Below are 18,788 nucleotides of genomic sequence, written 5' to 3' on the forward strand. Positions count from 1 at the left end.
GAGGGCGCGTCATAAAGTTCAGAAGCCCAGGGTCAGGCCAACGCCGGCGCTGCCTTTGCCCACCCAGGGGGTGAGCACCGAGCGCGAGGCCTGAGGGTTATCTTCGACGCTGTCGGCGCTGACAATCAGGTAGATGCCCAGGGCGGTGACGGCGATGCCGGAGGCGTAGAAGACGTCTGCCACAAGCGCCTGGGTGCGCGCGCTGTCGCGCGCGGACAGACGATCGTCGTAGCTGAGCTGGGGGTCGGTGATGCTCTCGGCGTTGCCGCTGGCCATAAGCCCCATCACGACGCCTCCGCCGATCAGCGCCACGCCGCCGGCGGTGGTGATGATGCCCGGGGTGCGGTTGGGGGGCGCCGGCTGCGGAGTAGCGATGACATCGTCGGGGCCCTCATCCTGAGCGCCGTCGCCAGTGCTGCCATCTTCGCGGGCCTGCATCGCCTGAATCTCGCGCAGGGACTGCACCCGCTCCATCGCGTGGGAGCGCGCCTCACTCTCAACGTCCGGGGCGACCATAAAGCGCTCGTACTGCGCGATGGCCTCGTCCCACTGCTCCATCTGCTCGTAGCATCGCCCGATGTTGTAGAGCAGGTTGGGCACCGGATCGAGCGCGTAAGCCTGCTCGAAGAACTCGATGGCCTTGTCGTAGTCGCCGGCGCGGAAACTCTGCGCGCCTTCGGCCGAGAGGCTCTCGACCTGACGGGCGATGTCGGCGGCGTCGGCGTCCGACTGCGCCATCACCTGGGCGGGAACTCCAGTGGACATCAGGGTCACCAACAGCCCGACTCCGATAAACTTTCGCATGGCCATCATCTTTAAGAGGGTCGAAGTAGTTGAGAGTGGCGGTGCTCGCCGGCGATGATAGCCCCACAGCCGACGCGATGTCTAGCGCCGGTGCAGGCCTCGGGGTTTCTGGACAGCGCCGGGGTACGCGCCGACAATCGCAGCTGTTGCAGCCACCATGTGAAGGGGGAGTCTGCACACCTGATTGAGTTGATGCGATGGAGATGAGCATGGATTCCGGCAACCCTGCCGAGCATACCGATGAGGCGATCGCGATCGCCGAGCAAAAGACCGAACCTCTCAGCGCGCTTGATGATCCGGCGGTCGCGATCGCGCCGCCGGTGGAGAGCGCCTCGCCGATCTTCTCGGTGCGCGACGGGCTGGGCACCTTTGCCGGGGTGTTTCGCCCCACCGTGCTGACGATCTGCGGGGTGATGATGTACCTGCGCGAGGGCTGGCTGGTAGGTCAGGCCGGGCTCCTGGGCGCGCTGGGCTTGATCCTTTTGACCTTCGCGATCACGGGCACTGCGGCGATGTCGCTCTCGTCGATCACCACCAACATTCGCGTGGGGGCGGGCGGCGTCTTCTCGATCATCAGTCAGTCGCTGGGGCTTGAGCCCGGCGGCAGCATCGGCATTCCCCTTTATGTGGGGCAGGCCCTCTCGGCGGCGCTCTACATCTACGGGTTTAGCGAGGCCTGGGGATACATCTTCCCGGATCATCCGCCGGTAGCTGTGGCTTACGCCGTCTTTGTGCTGGCCTTCGGGGCGACGCTGATCTCCACGAAGTTGGCGTTTCGCCTGCAGGGGCTGGTGATGATCGTGATCATCGCCTCGCTCATTTCGATCGCGCTGGGGCTCACCGGGATGGGACATGATGGGGAGGTGACGCTGAACAACCCCGAGCTCTTTGGCAGCTTTGAGGCCGGGGGCTTCTGGATCTTATTTGCGATCTTTTTTCCGGCCGGCACCGGCGTCAAGGTCGGCGCGAGTATGTCCGGGGCGCTGGCCAATCCCCGTCGTAGCATCCCGCGCGGGACGCTTGCGGCGGTGGGGGTGGCGTTGTGCGTCTACGTCTTTATGGCCTTCTGGTACTCGATGGTGGCCACCCCGCAGGAGCTTCGTGACAACGTGCTCGTTGTGGTCGATCGCGCGGCCTTTGGTGAGCTTGTGCTGGTGGGGATTCTGGCCTCGACCTTCACCGCGACGCTCAGCTCGCTTGTGGCGGCGCCGCGCGTGCTGCAGGCACTGGGGTCGCACAGCATCCTGCCGAAAAGCGCGTTCTTCTCGCAGGTTACCGGCCGTGGCGAGCCGCGGAACGCGGCCTTTGTCACCGGTGGGCTTGTGGCGTTTGCGCTGATGCTGGGAAGCCTCGACCGCATCGCGGTGCTCATCACGATGTTCTTTTTGCTGACCTACCTGACCATCAACCTGGTGGTGCTGGTGGAGCAGAGCCTGGGGATGATCTCGTTTCGCCCCACCTTCCGTGTGCCGAGGGCGGTGCCGGTGGTCGGGGCCTCGCTCTCTTTGCTGTCCGTGTTTGTGATCAGTCCGGCCTTTGCGCTGGTGGCGCTCTCGGTGATCGGCGCAATCTATGTGGTGCTGGTGGGGCGGCGGCTGGAGACGCCCTGGGAGACGGTGCGAAGTTCGATCTTTGTCTCACTGGCGGACTGGGCGGCAAAGCGCATCGCCCGGGGGCCGCAGGAGGCCAATGAGCGCAGCTGGAAGCCCGACCTGCTGGTGCCGGTGGAGAGCCGCACCCAACTCGATGGGCAGTTCCGATTTTTAAGGCTTCTCACCGCACCCAAGGGCTCGCTGCAGGTCGTCGGGGTGCTCAGCCGCGAGACCTACCCCCAGCCTGAAGAGGGCACGCAGGAGGCGCCGCCGGTCTCACGTCAGGAAGTGCACGAGGAGGAGGATGCGCACGCGCGCTATCGCCCCCGCCGGCGAAGTGGCGAGCATAAGACCATCCCGGGGATGGGAGCCGGCAAGCTTCCCACTGCGGCGATGGCGGCGATCCGTCAGCGCGCGCTGGGCGACCTGGGGGCGGTGGCCGCCGATTTCCAGCGCGAGGGGCTCTTCGCCACCGCCGTCACCATTGAGGCCAGCACCTATCCGGCCGGCGTGGATATGGCCTCGGCGGTGATGCAGGGGAGCTATTTCCGGCCCAACATCCTCTTCATCAACGCCGATATGTACGAGCAGGCCACGCTGCAGGAACTTCTGGATGTGGCGATCACCCGCAAGATGGGTGCGGCGTTTCTCTTTGAGCACCCCGAGTCGTCGCTGGGCCATGAGCGGCGCATTAACGTCTGGGTGCGCGATCAGAGCCCGAAGTGGCCGGTGGGGCTGCGCCTGGCCAACCTCGACCTCTCGCTCTTGCTGGGCTACCAGGCCCATCGCAACTGGCAGGGGTCATTGCGACTGCTCACCGTCTGCCCCGATCCCGAAGAGACCGAAAACGCGCAGCGCTACCTGCAGCTTCTCATCGATGATGCGCGTCTGCCTCGGGGCACCGAGTCCTGGGTGGAGAGCGGCAGCTTTATGAAGTGGATCGCCGAGTCGCCCCGCGCCGACCTGCAGATCATGGGGCTTGCCGACACCATCGACCGCGACTTCATGGAGCGCATGGTGCAACTCACCGGCAGCTCGGTGCTCTTTGTGCGCGACTCCGGCAATGAGAGCGCGCTGGCTTGATACCGCGTATCTCCTCGCCACAAATGTGGCGAGGGGCGGCGGGCGATGCGGCATTGTGCAGGGAGGTATAGTTATCGGGAGCGGGTCAGCGCCAGCCAGGTCAGCTCGGTCTGACCGCTGAGCCGGATGCGGCGGAGCGCCAGATCGAGCACCATCAGCGCCAGGGCAACCAGCAGCACCAGGGGCCAGAGCTGGCGTCGGTAGCGGACCTCCTCGCCATCGGCGTCGAAGATCGTCGCCGGGCTCGGGTCGACCTCGCCATCACCCATGGCGACGACCTGGGCGATAAGCGCCTCGTTGGGCTCGAGGTAGGTCATCTCGCGGGGGTAAGGGTAGGCAAGGCTGGCCTGGCTGACCGCGAAGGTGTCGCCGGCGCGGTCGTGCTGTGCGGCGAGCTGATAGGCCCCGAATTGAGGGAGGGGGAAGCTCGCTTCGTAGCGGCCAGGAGCGCGCTGCTGAAGGTCGAACTGCGCGTCGTTGCCCTGCGGGTCGGTGACGCGCAGCACGCTCTGAAGATCGTTGATGAAGCGGTCATCTTCGCCGATGGCGTCGACCATCACCCGCGCGCGCTCTCCGTCGACGGTGACGCGCATCGGGAGGCGGTCGCGATCGTCGGTGCGCATCGTGTCGCGGATGAGTTGCGCCCAGAGCTGGGCGTAGCCCGGCCAGCGCACCCACTCGGCGCCCCAGCGGTTCTTGAGGTCGGAGGTAAAGGCCGCGGTCTTACCGAGCCCCACTCGCCAGCGTGCCAGAAGCGGGTCGCCGCCCTCCACGGTGAGCAGCACCTCGGATTGGGGTTTGGGCGTGGTCGTCACATAGCCCAGGAGGTAGGGCGCGGCGTTCCAGGCGATGCCCTCGAGAAGTTGTGCGCGCCCGGCGACCTGTGCGCGAATCGGCTCTTCAGCCAGCGCCGAGCGCGCCACCGTGCGTGTCTCCTGGGTGAAGATCTGCGGCACGTTGTAGGGGTTGTTGGTGAAATGGTAGCGGCCCGAGCCGCGCTCGGCGATGCGGCGCAACATCGAGGTCTCCGCGCCGTCGCCTACGGCGACCGTGGTCACGGTGATGTTTTCAATGCGCATCGCCGGCATGATGCGGGTGAAGATCGTGCCCGGCTCCGACATCCCGTCGGTGAGCAGGATGATGTGTTTGACGCGTGCCGAGGCGAAGGCCAGCTGCTCGTAGGCCTCATTGAGCGCGAGCTCGATGTCGGTGCCGCCGCGGACTTGCAGGCGGTTGATGGCGCTGAGGATGCGCGAGCGGTTGGCCGCCGGCTGCAGTCGCACAATGGGGTCGATCTCATTGTCGAAGGCCAGCACGCCAACCTGGTCGCCGGGCTGCAAGACTTCGACAGCGGCGCGCGCGGCGTCTTTGGCCAGCGCAATGCGGTCGCCGGCCATTGAGCCGGAGCGGTCGATGACCATCAGGAGCGCCAGCGAAGGCGTCTCGCGCTGGCGTTCGCCTTCAAAGCTCACGGGCATCAGGCGCTCCACCGCGCTGTCTTCCCATTTGCCAGGGCCGAAGGAGTCCTGGCCGCCGGCCATGATCAGGCCGCCGCCCAGGTCGCGCACATAGCGGGTGAGAAGTTGCTGCTGGGCCTCGCTCACGTGGCGCGAGTGCACATCTGAGAGGAGCACCAGGTCGAAGCGGTCGAGCTCTTCTTCGCTTTTCGGGAGGCCAGCCGGGCTGCGCGTCTCCACATCAAAGTTCTCATTGCGCAGCGCGCGCTCCAGATGATGGCGCGAGCGCATCTCACCCTCAACATAGAGTACCCGTGCCTTGCCGCGGATATGCGCGCTGTACATGAAGCTGTTGTTGGCCGCGTGGGTGTCCGGGCCCTCCACATTCATCGTCAGGCGAAACTGCCGAAAGCCGGGCTCGTAGACCTCCGTCTGAAAACGCACCTCGGTGACGCCGCGCTGCAGCTCAACCTCTTGCTCGCCATCCTTGTATTCGTTCTGCCAGAGCGTCAGGCGGGCGGTGGTGGGGTAGGTCGAGAAGACGCGGGCCACGAGGTAGAAGGGCGCACCAAGCTCAATGTTTTCGGGCACGTCCACCGCCTCAATGAGCACTTCCGGGGGCTGCTCGTAGTCGAGGGTCGCGGCGTAGAGGCGGATGCCAAAGTCTGCGGCGCGGTTGGCCTCGGCCAGCACATCGCCGCGGGTCTGGTTGCCGTCGCTGATCACGACCAGGCGCTTGAGATGATCGTCGGGGAAGAGGCCGTAGGCCATGCGCAGCGCGGCGCTGATGTCGGTCTGAAGGGTGGGGTCAGCGGCGAGTTCCTGGAGGTTGGCCGTATCCGGCACGACGTCTTCGGCGTCTTCTGCGGCTTCATCACCCGCTTGCGAGGGAGCAGCGTCGCGCGGGCGCTCCGGGCGAGGGAGCGCGGCATAGGTTCCGTCGGCGGAGGGCTCAATCAGGTAGGGGTGGTCGGCAAAGCCGATGACGCGCACCTGATCATCTTCGGCGGCAGCCTCCAGGTAGGTGTTGATGCGCTCGCGCGCCTGCTCCAGCGCCTCATCGGGGAAGGAGGCGGAGGTGTCCACCACGATGATCGTGGCGATCTTCGAGTCGAAGCTCGTAACCACCGGCTGCATCAACGCGAGCGTCAGCCCGGCCAGCACCAGCGCGCGAAAGAGCACGTTGAGCACGCGCTGGTAGAGGGGAAAGTCTGAGAGCGTGTAGCGCGCGACGATGGCCAGCAGGGGAAGGAGCAAGAGCAGCCCGACGTAGTCGGGCGCCATGATCTCAAAGGTGCGCTCTCCGTAGGTGAAGCTCCAGGTCTCCGCCGGCGCCCAGACCACAGCGTCCAGATACGCCCAGAGCCCGACGGCCCAGAGCGTGAGGAGGACGCCCCAGAAGGCGGTCTTGGAGATTAAAGATCGTGAGCCGATCATTCTGTCCACCTGCGGTTGTAGGTGAGCCACTCCAAAAGCAGCAGGCCCATGGCGAGCAAGACCAGCCAGATCCAGATCTCGCGGCGCTCAAAGACAAGGCCCGCCGCGTCGCGGGTGACCTCGCGCTCGCCAAGCTGCAAATCGGCCGGAGCGATGCGACTCTCCTCGGGGCTGGCCAGGTTGGCGGCCACCGCGATCGGCTCACCGCCGCCCGGGGTAAGCACGTAAAAGCCGGGCTGGTCGGTGTAAATCACCGCCTCGCCACGATGAATCGCCGCGCTGCGCGTCTCACCATCGGGGGCGGTGACCCGGGCTTCCTCGGTGTTGCGGGGCACCGGGATGTGCACCGAGCGGCCCGTCTCAAAGGCGTACATCAAATCGACATCGTCCTGGGCCAGGTAGTCGATGATGTTGAGGATGAAGATCGGAAAGGCTACGCGCAGCGGGAAGTCGCTCTCCCGAAGATCAAAACCCAGCGCGATCATCCGCCGATCTTCCAGCTGACGATCCACGATGACCGCCTGCCCGAACGAGCTGGCCACGGCCGTGTCGGTGGCCTCTCGCCGGAAGGTCGAGGCCCGGGCGATGTTCAAGTCCTGCAGGTTGATCCAGCGCATCAGCGGGTGGCTTGAGGCCACGTCAGTCAAGATCGGCTCATCGTCCACTCCGCGAATCTCAAATGGCGAGCCCTCCGCGGGCGGGTTGAAGAAGACGAGATCGCCGGAGGTGGGGAGCGCGGGGGCGACGTTATCAAAGAAGGTCACGTCGTACTCGGCCTGCGGATCGTAGCGATCCGGATTGACGCGGGTCACCTCAATGTGGGTGTTGAGGAGCAGGGGGCCTTCCAGAAAGAGGTTGCCGGTAGAAACAACCTGCACGCGAAGTTTGCGAGCCCGGGGGAGCACCGCGTAGGCGCGATCATCAAGGGGGAAGACGTCTTCGGCATCGCCGGTCGTCACGCGCACCCGCGCCTCGAGCCTTTCGCCGGCAAAAGCCTGGCCCGGGTAGAACTGCCGATGCACCTCTTGCGGGCCCAACTCCAGGGGCAGCGTCTCGATGATGCGCCCCTCGCTTAAGAGCTCCAGGCGAGCGTCGACGGGGCGGTCGAAGGTGCTGGTGACTTCGACGAAGACCTCGTGGTCGAGGCGGTTGGAGGGGTAGCGTCGCGCGTTAAAGCCGGTGATCGCCAGGTTTTCGGAGCGCTCGCCGGGGGCGATGTGGCGCACCCGCACCTCCTCGCCAGGGTCGAGCTCGGAGAGGTCGAGGTTCTGCAGGCCGGCGCCGTCGCTGAGCACGATGAGCTCGGCCTGGCCACGGTCGCGCAGGCTGTCGCGCGCAAAACTCAGGGCCTGGCTGAAGTCGGTGGCGTTGGAGCTGAGGGTCGCCGCGCGCAGCGCTGCCTCCAGCGGCTGGGTCTCACGCACAAAAGGCCCCAGGGGCATCACGCGGTTATTAAATAGCGCGACCATCACGCGATCATCGCCGCCGACGCTTCCCAGAAGCTCCAGCGCTTGATTTCTGGCGACCTCGAAGCGGTTTAACCCTCCGGTCACATCGGTGGCCCCCATGCTCGCGGAGGTGTCGAGCATGATCAGAAGATGGCGTCCCTCCACAACCTCGTCGGCGGAGCGCGGGCCCAGCGCGGCGACGCTGATGAGCGCGGCGATGATCATAAAGAGCAGCCAGGAGAGCAGGCGCTTAAAGCGCCGCCACCAGTCGGTCTGGCGCTTCTTCTCGGCCAGCACTCGGCCCCACAGGGCAGAGTAGGGCACCTGCACCCGGCGCTTACGCAGGCGCAGGAGGTAGAGCAGGGTGATGAACACCGCCACAAACCCCGCAACCCCGAGCACCGTCTCAACTGGCAGACCGGTCCACTGCATCAACGACTCCCCTTCATTTCAGAAAACCTCCGGCCCGGAAGACGCGCAGGATCAGCTCATCAAAAGGCTGCTGAATCGGGGCGCGGAAGTAGAGGATCTGCCGGCTCTTACAGTAGCCCTCAAGCTCGGTGCAGAACTCCTCAAAGACCTCGCGGTAGGCCTTGAGCATCGCCGGGGTCACCGTGATGTCGCGGGCCTCGTCGGTCTCGCAGTCCACGATCTGGACCTCGCCATGGAAGTCCAGGTTGAGCTCGCGCTCATCAAAGAGCTGAATGACCATCGGCTCAAAGCGGTGGTAGCGCAGCGCGTTGAGGCCCTCTTCGATGCCGTCGGGGTCGTAGAAGTCGGAGATGACCACGGCCAGGCCGCGGCGCTTGTTCTGGCTGACAAAGGTCTTAAACGCCTGACGCAGCGAGGTGTGTTCGCCGGCCTCGCAGGCATCCAGGAAGTTGAAGATCTTAAAAATCTGGGCTTTGCCCTTGGCCGGCGGCAGTCGCCCCTCCACTTTTGAGGAGAAGGGGATGATGCTGACGCGGTCGAGGTTGCTCAGCCCGATGTAGGCCAGGGCCGCGGCCACCTGGCGAGCGTAGTTCCACTTGTTAGGCTGGCCCAGGTGCATCGAGCGGCTGGCGTCGACCAGAAAGTAGATGTGCAGATCCTCTTCTTCTTCGTAGAGCTTTAAGAAGAGGCGCTCGGTGCGGCTGTAGACGCGCCAGTCCAGGCTTTTGACGTCATCGCCCGGGGAGTAGACGCGATAGTCGGCAAAATCGAGGCCGGAGCCCACGATCTTCTTCTGACGTTTGGCGCGCTGGCCGCTGGCGGCCATCTTTCGCGAGACGATGTAGAGGTAGTCGAGTTTTTTTAAGAACTCGTCATCGAAGCGCGCGTCGTCGGGATGTTGGCGAGAAGGCTTGGCCACGGGGACTCACAGCTTGGCGAGGGAAAGAGGCGTTTTCGGAGATACGAAGCGAAGGTGTGCGCGGTGGCGCACCCGTCGCCGCGCGAGGTTTTTATCAAGTGGACTCGGGGGTCGCCTCGATGATCTTCTGCACGATGGTGTCGGTGGAGACGCCCTCGGCCTCGCCCTCGAAGTTGAGGATGACGCGGTGACGAAGGGCGTTCTGCGCGCTGCGGCGCACATCTTCGCTGCTGACGTTGAAGCGACCCTCGATCAGCGCGCGCACCCGCGCGGTGGTCATGATGGCCTGGGCGCCACGGGGGGACGACCCGAAACGCACGTACTTTCGGGTGATGTCCGGCGCGCCCGGGTGTTCGGGGTGGGTGCCCTGGAGGATGCGCAGCGCGTAGTCCTGAACATGGCGCGCCACCGGAACTTCGCGGGCAAAGCGCTTCATCTCCAGCAGGCGCGCCTTGTCGATCACCGGGTTGACCTCGGGCTGTGAGACCTGGGTGGTGCGCTCCATGATGCTGTGCAGCTCTTCGAGGTCGGGAAACTTCACCACGAGCTTAAAGAGGAAGCGGTCGAGCTGGGCCTCGGGCAGCGGGTAGGTGCCCTCCATCTCCAGCGGGTTCTGCGTGGCGAGCACGAAGAAGGGATCGTCGAGCTTGTAGGTCTCCTTGCCCACGGTCACGCTGCGCTCCTGCATCGCCTCGAGCATCGCCGACTGCGTCTTGGGCGTGGCGCGGTTGACCTCATCGGCGAGCACGATGTTCGAGAAGATGGGGCCGCGCTCAAACTTGAAGTGCTTCTGGCGGTCTTCGCCCTCGACGATGATGGTGGCGCCGACGATGTCGGTGGGCATCAGGTCGGGGGTGAACTGGATGCGCGAGAAGTTCAAGCCCAGCGCCTCCGAGAGCGTGCGCACGAGCATGGTCTTTCCGAGCCCGGGCACGCCTTCGAGCAGCACGTTGCCGCCGGCGAGCATCACCTGGATGACCCCGTTGATGATGTCGCGCTGGCCCACGATCATCTTGCCGACTTCCTCGCGGATGCGGCCGGCGTCTTTCTGAAAGGCCTGAACTTTTGCCTGCACCGAGGCGTCGGGGGCGGTGTTTTCACTGGACATAAGACGGAGTCTCCAGAGGCGTGGAAAGGCTCAAAGCGGCCGCTTAGGGCTGCTGGGGCCTGATCAGTTGAAAGTAGCGTTTGATAAAGAAGCGGTAGCCGTCGGGCACGTTTTCGCGCTCCATCACCTCCTCGGCGATGGATTCGTAGTCGGCGTAGACTTCCTGGTACTCGGCCGAGGCGAAGCCCTCTTCGCTGGCGCCGCGGATGATCTCGGCGCGGGTCTTGCCCGAGGAGTTCTCCTGGCCCTGGGCCTGCTCCTGGACGCGCTCACCATCGAGCTCGCCCTCACCATTGCCCTGAGCCTGCTCATCGGGGCCCTCGCCGCCGGGGGTGTCGCTCTCACCGGGGCGGTACTCTCCGCCTTCGGTCTGGCCTTCGGAGTTGGGCTCGCCGCCCTCACCACCGGGCGGAGGCTCGCCACCGGGTTGGCCGGCGTTTTGAGCCTGGCCCTCTTCGCCCTGGGCTTGCTCGGCCTCGGCGCCGGGCTTCTGCTCGCCATCCTCGCCGGGTTCGCCCTGTTGTTGTGCCCGCTGCTCGTCGAGCTGCGCGTCGTCGCGGGCTTCAGACTCGCCGCGGGCGCGATCCATAAAGTCTTCGACCTGGTCGCCGCGGCGCTCTTCTTCTTCGCTGGCCTCGCCAGTGCCGCGCGACATGCTCTCGCGCATCTCCTGCATCTGGCGGCGGATCTCCTCGCGTTGTTGCTGTGACGACTTTTGTTCGCCGGCTTCCGAGAGTTGCTCGGAGGCTTCCTCCATCTTGCGTCCCACCTCGTTGCGGTAGTCCGGGCGGTCGCCATTCTTTTCTTCGGCCTGGCCGGCGATGCCCTCATCGCCATCTTCGCTGCCTTTGGCCTCGGCCAGGTATTCGTTGACGACTTCGTCGAGGTCGCGGGAGAGGCGCTCAAGCTGGTTTTTGGCCTCGGAGTTGTCGAACTCCTCGCGGGCGTTCTCGGCGTTGGAGAGCATCTCTTCGGCTTCATCGAGCAGCGCCTGCTGCTCTTCGGTGAGGTTGCCCTCATCGCCAAACTGCTCAGCGAGTTTTTCGAGCGCCTCGCGATGTTGTTCGACGAGCTCCTGGAGACGTTCGTCTTCGGCGTTGAGCTTGTCGGAGAAGTTCTCAAAGAGTTCCGCAAGGCGTTCGGCGCGCTCCGGCGAGATGCCCTCTTCTTTGATGGACTCGGCGAGCTCCTCGAGGGCCTCGCTGGCCGCAGCGAGGTCGTTGTTGGCAAGCGCGTCCACGGCTTCTTTGAGGGCGGGCTCTTCGGCCAGGGCCTCGGCGTTTTCGCTGGCGAGGTCTTTTGCGGCGTCGGCCAGCGTGCGGCTCATCGTCTCGAGTTCTTGAGCGATGACTTCGTCGGCGGCTTCAAATTGCGTCTCGATCTTCTCCAGCTCTTCGAGGAACTCGCGCTGGGAGATGGTGCGGGCTTCGGCGCGATCGAGGAGCTCCTCCATCGCGTCAAGCATCGCCTCGGCCTGCGGGTCGGGATCCTCGCCGAGGGCCTCTCGGAGCGCTTCGATGCGGTCGCGCTCCAGGGCCAGTGTGGCGTCGTCGACGAACGCGTCGTAGCGAACTTCAAAGGGAGGTGGGAGCGTGCCCCGGTGGTCGGGCAGGGGCACAAGCCCCACGCCGATGGTGAGAAGGGCGCAGGCCGCCAACAGTGTGGTGTCGGCGGGGCGCTGCCAGGGCGTGGCCTCGCGAAGATCGATGCGGTCGAGGTAGGTGAGCGCGTCGGCGATCTGCGCGCGGGCAAACGCCTGCCCCTCTTCACTGCTCGGCGGCGTCAGTGAGAGGCTGAGCGCAGTGGAGATGCGGTCGTGCAGCCCGTAATGACGGTCGATGTGCTGGGCGATGGCGATGCGGTCCACGGCGCGCCGCCAGCCCCAGGTGCCGGCGGCGGCGATGAGCAGGACGGCGGCTACCGGGACGCTCCACCAGAGCGCCTCGTCGAGCCATTGCGTGCGCAGCGCGGCCACGCCCACCGCGCTGAGCATCAGCGCCAGGCATGCGCCGGCGGCGGCCGCAGCGACGGCGCGCTGCAAACGCACGCGGCGCTCCAGTCGTTCGAGAAGCGCAAAGAGCGCCGGGGCCAGGTTGGGGTCGGGCGAATACGTCGTTGCCATGGACTCAGCTTAGCAAAAGGGGAAGAGGCGGCAACCGCCAGATGGAGCAAGGCGCCTGGTCTGACGTGCTATTCCACCCGATCAATCAAAAAGACGCATAAACCCGCGCTCTTCGACGGGCTCGGGGGTGGGCTCGCCACCGAGATCCTCAACCCCTTCGCCCGCACCTTCGGGGACCTCCGGGGGAGGGGGCGGGTTCTCGCGCTCGTAGTCGGCGCGGAAGATGGGTTCACCATCTGCGGGGATGTGGAAGGCCGGGGGCTCGGCCAGCGCAAGCTCCATCTCCTCGGGGGTGATGCGCTCGCGGGTTTCCATCGCGCGGATGTAGCGCCCCATGCGGCGGAACCAGGCTGGCGAGATCTCACCGCGGTCGTAGTAGGAGTGGTAGCGCTTGGGTCCGGGAATGATGCTCACCAGCCAGGCGACCTCACCGATGCTCAGCTCGTCGGGGCGTTTTCCGAAGTAGTGCACCGCGGCCTCATGAATGCCAAAGACGCCGGGGCCGTACTCGATGATGTTGAGGTAGATCTCCAGCAGCCGCTCTTTGGGGATGTCGGCGACACTCTCCATCAACCACACCAGCGTGGCTTCCTGGAACTTACGCGCGAGGACTTTTTCGCGGTCCAGGAAGAGGTTTTTGGCGAGCTGCATCGAGATGGTGCTGGCGCCGCGCACAAAACGCCCGGCGCGCAGGTTGGCGGCGACCGATTGTTTGATGGCGTAGAAGTTAAAGCCGGGGTGGTCGAAGAAGGAGTTGTCTTCGGTCGTCAGGATCGCGCGCACCATATAGGGCGAGATGTGGTGCAGGGGCACGTAGACGTAGTCACCGTAGCGCTCGGCGTCGATCGTCTCTTCGAGAGGGCGGCGATGAGGCTCTGGAGCCTCCCAGCGGGGAACGTCGGGGGAGGGCTGTGGGCTCCACGCGCCAAAGAAGGAGTCGAGCGCGCTGACCGGCTGCGCGCGCTCCGGCCAGGGGCGAGGCGCGGCCTGGGAGGTGGCGTGCCGGGTGAGCCAGTACTCCGGTGAGTCGATGGCCTGGCGGGGGATGCCCAGCCCGGGGAACCACTGCGGGACTTCAGGCCAGCCACGCTCGCGCCGGCGCAGGTCGAGCTCCTCAAGGGTGATGCCGGTGTTTTCGATCAGCCAGGGCGCAGGCGTCGGCCGCATCTTCGGGATGACGATGTCGCGCTGGTAGGTCAGGGTGCGGGTGCGGCGGTATTCCTTGACCTCCCAGGTGTCTTCGATGGTGTGATCAAAGCGCTCAAAGAGCCTGTAGACGTCAACCTCTTCGGGAAGGTGCTTGACCTCCAGGTTGAGCAGCTCGGGGGTAGCGTCCCATTGCATGCGGCCGGCGTCGTAGAGGGGAACTTCCATGGCGAAGTTCCAGCCGAAGGTGCCGGCCAGGCGCATGCCGGCCAGCGGTCCGAGGATGGCCGAGGGGATTGCATCGACCAGGGCTTGCACCGGCGTGGGCTCGATCGCGATGGCCACATCGAGGCGGTTGGGGCGGCGGTCCAGGCCATCGAAGCCGTAGATCGCCAGCTGAAACTCGGCGCTGGCGTCGCGGTGGCGGGCGGTGCCTTCGTCGATGACGAAGGCGCCACGCTCCGGCGGGGCGGGAAGTTCCTCTTGCGAAAGTTCTTCTTCGCCACCCTGAAGTTCGGGCTCGCTCGGCGGCGTCGGGGCTTTGAGCAGGCGAGCCGGGGGGATGGCGGCCTTGGGATCGAGGTAGCCTTTGAGGGCGATGCTGGCCTCCCCGAGCTCGATGGGGTCGGCGGCCACCGGGCTTAAGAACGCCCGAAACCCGTCGAGCGCGAACATCCCCTCAAAGGAGGTGCGGCCGCGCTGCTCGCCCTCGCCAAGGTCGAGGCTGGCGTTGACGCGACCTCCGAAAAGTCGGCTGGCGATGCGCTCGCCACCGAGCTGCGCGAGCTGCGAGAGCTCCAGCTCTTCGATGTCGACTTTGGCCTCCCAGCCCCCCTTTCGGTAGGGCAGGTCGAGCGCGACATCGACGCGCGCGGGGAGGACAGCGCCCTCAATGTGGGCGATGGCTTTGAGGTCGATCTGCCCCTGGATAGGGCGGTGATCCACATCGAGTTCGCCCTCTCGCAACGCAAAGCGCTGGAGCGGGGCGTTGAGGTTGTCGTGAGGTCTGGGGTCAACCACCTCGATGGTCAGATCGCTGACTTTGATGCGCTGGGGCAGCTTCTCGGTGAGCAGCTCGCGCAGGGAGGGGCCGGCGGGCTGCGTCGCATCCGCGGCGGGCTGCGCGGCGAGCGCGTCGAGGTCTTCAGCGGCGGGAGTGGCGTCGGTTGTGTCATCTTCGGCGGCGTCATCTTTGGAGGCGTCTGCGATAGCGCGTTCAGCCAGCTCCTGAGCCACCTCCCGGGCGGTGCGCACGCTGCGCTTCGCCACCCCTCGGCGAAGCAGGGCTTCCAGGTCACCCAGGTTTGAGGCACCGTGCGCGGCGTAGTTCAGCCGCAGATGAGGCCCCTCCACGCGGAGTTCCTGCAACTTCACGTCGGCAGGGCGCGCAGGCCAGCTCTCCAGCGCCAGGCTCGCCAGTTCGGCCTCGACCATCGGCGCATCGCCAGGCTCCAGACGGTTGCGCAGCGCCAGCTCACGCAGGGCCACTCCGAAGTTATCGGTGATCGCCACCCCGCGAAGCTCCACCTCGAGAAAGTCGTAGGGGGCCGGTGCCCGGGCACGAAGCGCCTCGGAGAAGGTCACATCGACCGAGCTGCGCGTCAGTGGCAGCGCCAGCGCTCCGCTCAAGGAGACCGTCGCAGGCAGGCTCAAGGTGTGAGCATCATTCGGTTGAAGATGAACGTCGGCCTCAAAGGGCGCCCGAGATTCACCGCTCTCCAGAGTGGCGAGCTCGGTCTTAAGCTGCGTCAGCGGCCAACGCGAGGGCGTCTGCACATCGGAGAAGCCGACCTCCAGGTCGCGAACTTCCACCTGCGGAAAACGCCCGCCGAAGTGTCGAAGCGCGCGCTCTTGAAGGCGCGCGGCGATGGCTTCGAGGTCGCGCGGTGCCACGGATTCCGACGCGTCACCTTCGGCCTCGTCGTCGCCCTGCAACTCCAGGATGCGGGTCAGGGTGTGGCGTCCCTGGTCGTCGTAGCTCAACTCCACCCGCACGCCGCTGAGCGCCAGCGCGCTGATCGCGCGATCGCCTTTGAGCGCAGCGAGCAGCCCCAGTGAGACTTCGGCGCGCGCAATGGTAACCACCGGCGCGTCGTCTCCCGGGATGGCCACCTGAAGATCGCTCAAGGTCACGCCGCTTAAGCCTCGCGTCTCCAGCGCGCCGGTTTTAATGGTCAGGCCGCTGCGCGCTTCCACCCGTTCCAGCTGGGAGTCGAGCACACGCCGCGCCATCTTTGGAGCCATCAGCCAGGCGCCCGCCCCCAGAAGGAGCAGGGCGATGAGCGCGCCCCCCGCGATTTTAAGAAGTCTGCCGGCGCTGCTGCGGCCGCCGGCCCCGCCAGCAGTGTCGTTGGTCATGATGTCCGAGAGGTTCTGGAGAGTTGCTGTGCAGCGTGGCGACACACCCGCTGCCCGCCCCCCGTTGGATTATCCGAATCGACGCACAAAATCAAAGCGCCGGCGGCCCGATGGCCAGTCGGCGCGTGGAAGTTCACTGGCAGTTTCCGCTGGCTCCGGCGGAGCAGCAGGGGCCCGGTACGCTCTCCAGACACGTGCTTCCGCAGGTGTTACATCCTCGCGGTGTGGCCGCCCGCGTATCGCCAGTAGCGGTAAGTTCGCACTCGGATGCACCACAGGTCCACTCGTGGCGCTCTTCAACGCCACACTCGCAAAGATCGTTGCCCTCGCAGCAGGCCACAAAGCTCGACTCCACAGGGTGCCACTCGTCGGGGCGCTGGGTGCAGTCTTCGCAGCTCTCGCAGCCGCAGCTGGTGTCGGTGTTCTCACACTGAGTCATGGTCACGCAGGACCCGCTGCTGCAGCTGGCGAAGTCGCATCCCGGGAAGACCTCGTTGGAGCAGGTGGTCCCATCGGTGGTGACGTTGCACGTCTCACTCTCCTGCTCGATCTCCACAGCGCATAGACCCGTCTCGGGGCTGCAGACTGCAACCTCACAGGTGCGTGTCTGCGTGCCTTCGAGCGCGCAGGTGCTGGCGGTCTGACACGACGAGTAGTCGCCGCAGCCATCGGCCGCGCAGGTCTCACAGCCGGTGCGCTGCACGTCGGTCTCGACCACGTCGTAGGCGCAGGAGGTGCCATCGCAGCGGTAGACGCGTCGCTCGCGGGGCTGGCACAGACAACTCGCCGCGGCACCTCCCTCGTCACAGCAGGGAGTGGGGGCGGAGGTGGTGTACCAACCATCGAGCTCCGAGCAATCCTGGCAGCTCTCGCAACCGCAGCTGGCCGTTGTGCCATCGCAGATCGGGGTGCTGGCGCACTCGCCAGCCTCACAGCTTCCCACCGAGCAGGCGTCGACCGCCACGCAGCTCTCGCCGTCGGTGTCGCGCTCACAGATCTCGGTGCGCTCAAAAGGCTCCGCGCTCTCCACGCAGGCACCATCGACACAGGCCTGCCCCACGCAGGTCTGGGTGCGCTCGCCAGTCAACGCACAGCTCGACGCGTAGCCGCATTCGCTCGGGTCGTCGCACTGCGCCTCACAGGCCTCGCAGCCGCTGGCGCGGGTCTCAACGCCCAGAGAGACCACCTCGCAGGTGCCTGCCTCGCAGCGAGGCTCAAAACGCTCGACATCCTGGCACATACAGCTCTGGCCGCTCTCACAGCAGGGGTAGGGCTGGCCGACCTCTTCTTCATAGGGCTCGCCAGCGCAGCCCCCGCAGTCGATGGTGCGGGATTCGCCGCAGCCGTCGTCGACGGTCAGCGGGCCGCAGGCCACCTGGGCCTGCTCGCAGAGCGCCTCATCGCTGAGAGGTACGCAGGTATCCGCCGCATCGGCGTCGGAAAGTCCGCCATCCTCCGGAGACTCAATGTCGACCCAGAAGCCCCCTTCGCACCGCCTCGCCACCTCGATCTCCCCCTCGTTCTCGCAGCTCACCTGCGCCAGCTGCGGCGACTCAAACGCGCAGCTCGCCAGCAGCGCCGCCAACGCCGCGAGCAGGAGGGCGCGCATGGCCGCGGAAACGATGGGGCGGGTCGGACAGGTGCGTTGTGTTCGCATCGAAACTCCGTTCTTCGGGCAGCAGCAGGCCGCATCTCAGGCCTTGAGGGGAAATCATCACGGGCATCCAATGCGTTGACTCTAGCGAGCCTTACCCCGCTCGCCAAGCCACACGCACCTGTCATGCAACCCGTTGCGACGATGGGCACGTTACCGCCCGGCGGGCGTTGGCACCCGCCGCCTTGACTTTTGGGGGGCTCAGGGCAATGTTCAGCGCCGATTCAGCCGCTCTGCGCGGCAGACTTTCGGGTACCCGACGACCTCCCAGGAGCGAGACCATGGCCAGCTGGAAAGACGATCTCGTCAACAACGCGCTCAAGGCGCTGCAGAGCCCCACGGCGCAAAAGATCATGAACAACGAAAAGGTGCAAAAAGGCGTGAGCAAAGCCTTCCGCGCCTCCTTCGAGATTAAGAACGGCCTGGATGAGAAGCGCGATGAGTTTGCCAAACGCTTCAACCTGGCCACCCGCGACGACCTGCGCACCATGAAGCGCGAGCTCGACCGCCTCAACCGTCAGGTCGACTCGCTCAAGCGTGCCCAGAAAAAGAACACCGATAATGAGGGCTGAACCTGGCCCGGGTTGATGTGATGCGACACCTCTCCACGATGATGCGTCTGGCCGCCGGCGCGCTGCTCGGGGGCACGCTGCTCCTGGCGGAGCCTGCGCCGGCCGAGGCCCACCTGGCGAACTTCGGTAGCTGGGAAATCACCCGGGGTTACCTCCAGGAGATCTTCCCCGACGCCACCGATTTTCTGCGCCGCCGCGACAGCTATACCGATGCCGAGGTCGCCCAGATCGAAGCGGAGCTGGGTTTTGAGCTTTACCCCGAAGATCGCAACCCGGAGTTCTACATCGCCGTCGACGAGTCCTCCGGCAAACGTAAGTTTCTGGGCGTTGCGCTCTTTATCGATCCGCGCGTGGAGTCGCGACTTCTCGAAGGCAACGTGGTGCGGATTGAGGTTGGCATCGGCGTCGACGCCCGCGGTCGCGTCAAACGTGTGCGCCTGTTCGACTACCGCGGCGCGCGCGCGCTGACGCGAGCGGAGTTTCTCGACCAGCTGGTCGGCTTAAGCCTCAACGACTCCTTTGAGGTGGGGCCCGGTGAGGCCATCAAGCCGGTGGAAGAAGAGCCGATTGAGAGCCAGCTTGTGGCCAACGCCGCCCGCGAGGCGCTTTATCTCATGAAGGTCTCGCTGGGGCAGGGCGGCTGAAGTTCCCGTCCG

11 protein-coding genes are annotated in these 18,788 nt (G+C 65.6%); 3 read left to right on the forward strand and 8 right to left on the reverse strand.

The window, feature by feature from the left end; translation table 11 throughout:
• Positions 1-18: 18 nt before the first annotated feature.
• On the reverse strand, positions 19-765 hold the full coding sequence (locus FRC98_RS06220) for a tetratricopeptide repeat protein (RefSeq protein ID WP_230467331.1): 747 nt from the start codon (positions 763-765) through the stop codon (positions 19-21).
• Between the two features lie 242 nt (positions 766-1,007).
• Here FRC98_RS06220 and FRC98_RS06225 point away from each other — a divergent pair, with 242 nt between their 5' ends.
• Positions 1,008-3,479, forward strand: coding sequence for an amino acid permease (locus FRC98_RS06225; protein WP_230467332.1), 2,472 nt, complete (start codon positions 1,008-1,010; stop codon positions 3,477-3,479).
• Positions 3,480-3,550: 71 nt separating this feature from the next.
• Here FRC98_RS06225 and FRC98_RS06230 read toward each other — a convergent pair whose 3' ends face one another.
• The 7 genes from FRC98_RS06230 to FRC98_RS06260 all read right to left on the reverse strand — a co-directional run bounded on the left by FRC98_RS06230 (position 3,551) and on the right by FRC98_RS06260 (position 17,563).
• On the reverse strand, positions 3,551-6,373 hold the full coding sequence (locus FRC98_RS06230) for a VWA domain-containing protein (protein WP_146980418.1): 2,823 nt from the start codon (positions 6,371-6,373) through the stop codon (positions 3,551-3,553).
• Positions 6,370-8,253 carry a vWA domain-containing protein gene (locus FRC98_RS06235; protein WP_146980419.1) on the reverse strand — a complete coding sequence of 628 codons (1,884 nt, stop codon included), beginning with the start codon at positions 8,251-8,253 and terminating at the stop codon, positions 6,370-6,372. The genes FRC98_RS06230 and FRC98_RS06235 overlap by 4 nt, the downstream gene beginning before the upstream one ends.
• Positions 8,254-8,266: 13 nt before the next feature.
• The gene (locus tag FRC98_RS06240; RefSeq protein ID WP_230467333.1) at positions 8,267-9,172 is read right to left on the reverse strand and encodes a DUF58 domain-containing protein; all 906 of its coding nucleotides are present in this window, start codon (positions 9,170-9,172) and stop codon (positions 8,267-8,269) included.
• Positions 9,173-9,266: 94 nt separating this feature from the next.
• Positions 9,267-10,280, reverse strand: a complete 1,014-nt coding sequence (locus FRC98_RS06245) for an AAA family ATPase (protein WP_146980420.1) — start codon at positions 10,278-10,280, stop codon at positions 9,267-9,269.
• Between the two features lie 43 nt (positions 10,281-10,323).
• Entirely contained in the window at positions 10,324-12,402 is a 2,079-nt protein-coding gene (locus FRC98_RS06250; protein ID WP_146980421.1) for a DUF8809 domain-containing protein, read from the reverse strand.
• 81 nt (positions 12,403-12,483) lie between these two features.
• On the reverse strand, positions 12,484-15,906 hold the full coding sequence (locus FRC98_RS06255; protein ID WP_146980422.1) for a biosynthetic peptidoglycan transglycosylase: 3,423 nt from the start codon (positions 15,904-15,906) through the stop codon (positions 12,484-12,486).
• A 133-nt stretch (positions 15,907-16,039) separates the two neighbouring features.
• A complete protein-coding gene (locus tag FRC98_RS06260) occupies positions 16,040-17,563 on the reverse strand; it encodes a hypothetical protein (protein ID WP_146980423.1) in 1,524 nt (507 codons plus the stop codon).
• Positions 17,564-17,841: 278 nt separating this feature from the next.
• Here FRC98_RS06260 and FRC98_RS06265 point away from each other — a divergent pair, with 278 nt between their 5' ends.
• Positions 17,842-18,132: a hypothetical protein gene (locus FRC98_RS06265; RefSeq protein WP_115604214.1), complete on the forward strand. Its 291-nt coding sequence runs from the start codon at positions 17,842-17,844 to the stop codon at positions 18,130-18,132.
• 20 nt (positions 18,133-18,152) lie between these two features.
• On the forward strand, positions 18,153-18,776 hold the full coding sequence (locus FRC98_RS06270) for a hypothetical protein (RefSeq protein ID WP_146980424.1): 624 nt from the start codon (positions 18,153-18,155) through the stop codon (positions 18,774-18,776).
• Positions 18,777-18,788 lie beyond the last annotated feature (12 nt).

The sequence above is a fragment of the Lujinxingia vulgaris genome (assembly GCF_007997015.1).
Lineage (GTDB): Bacteria > Myxococcota_A > Bradymonadia > Bradymonadales > Bradymonadaceae > Lujinxingia > Lujinxingia vulgaris.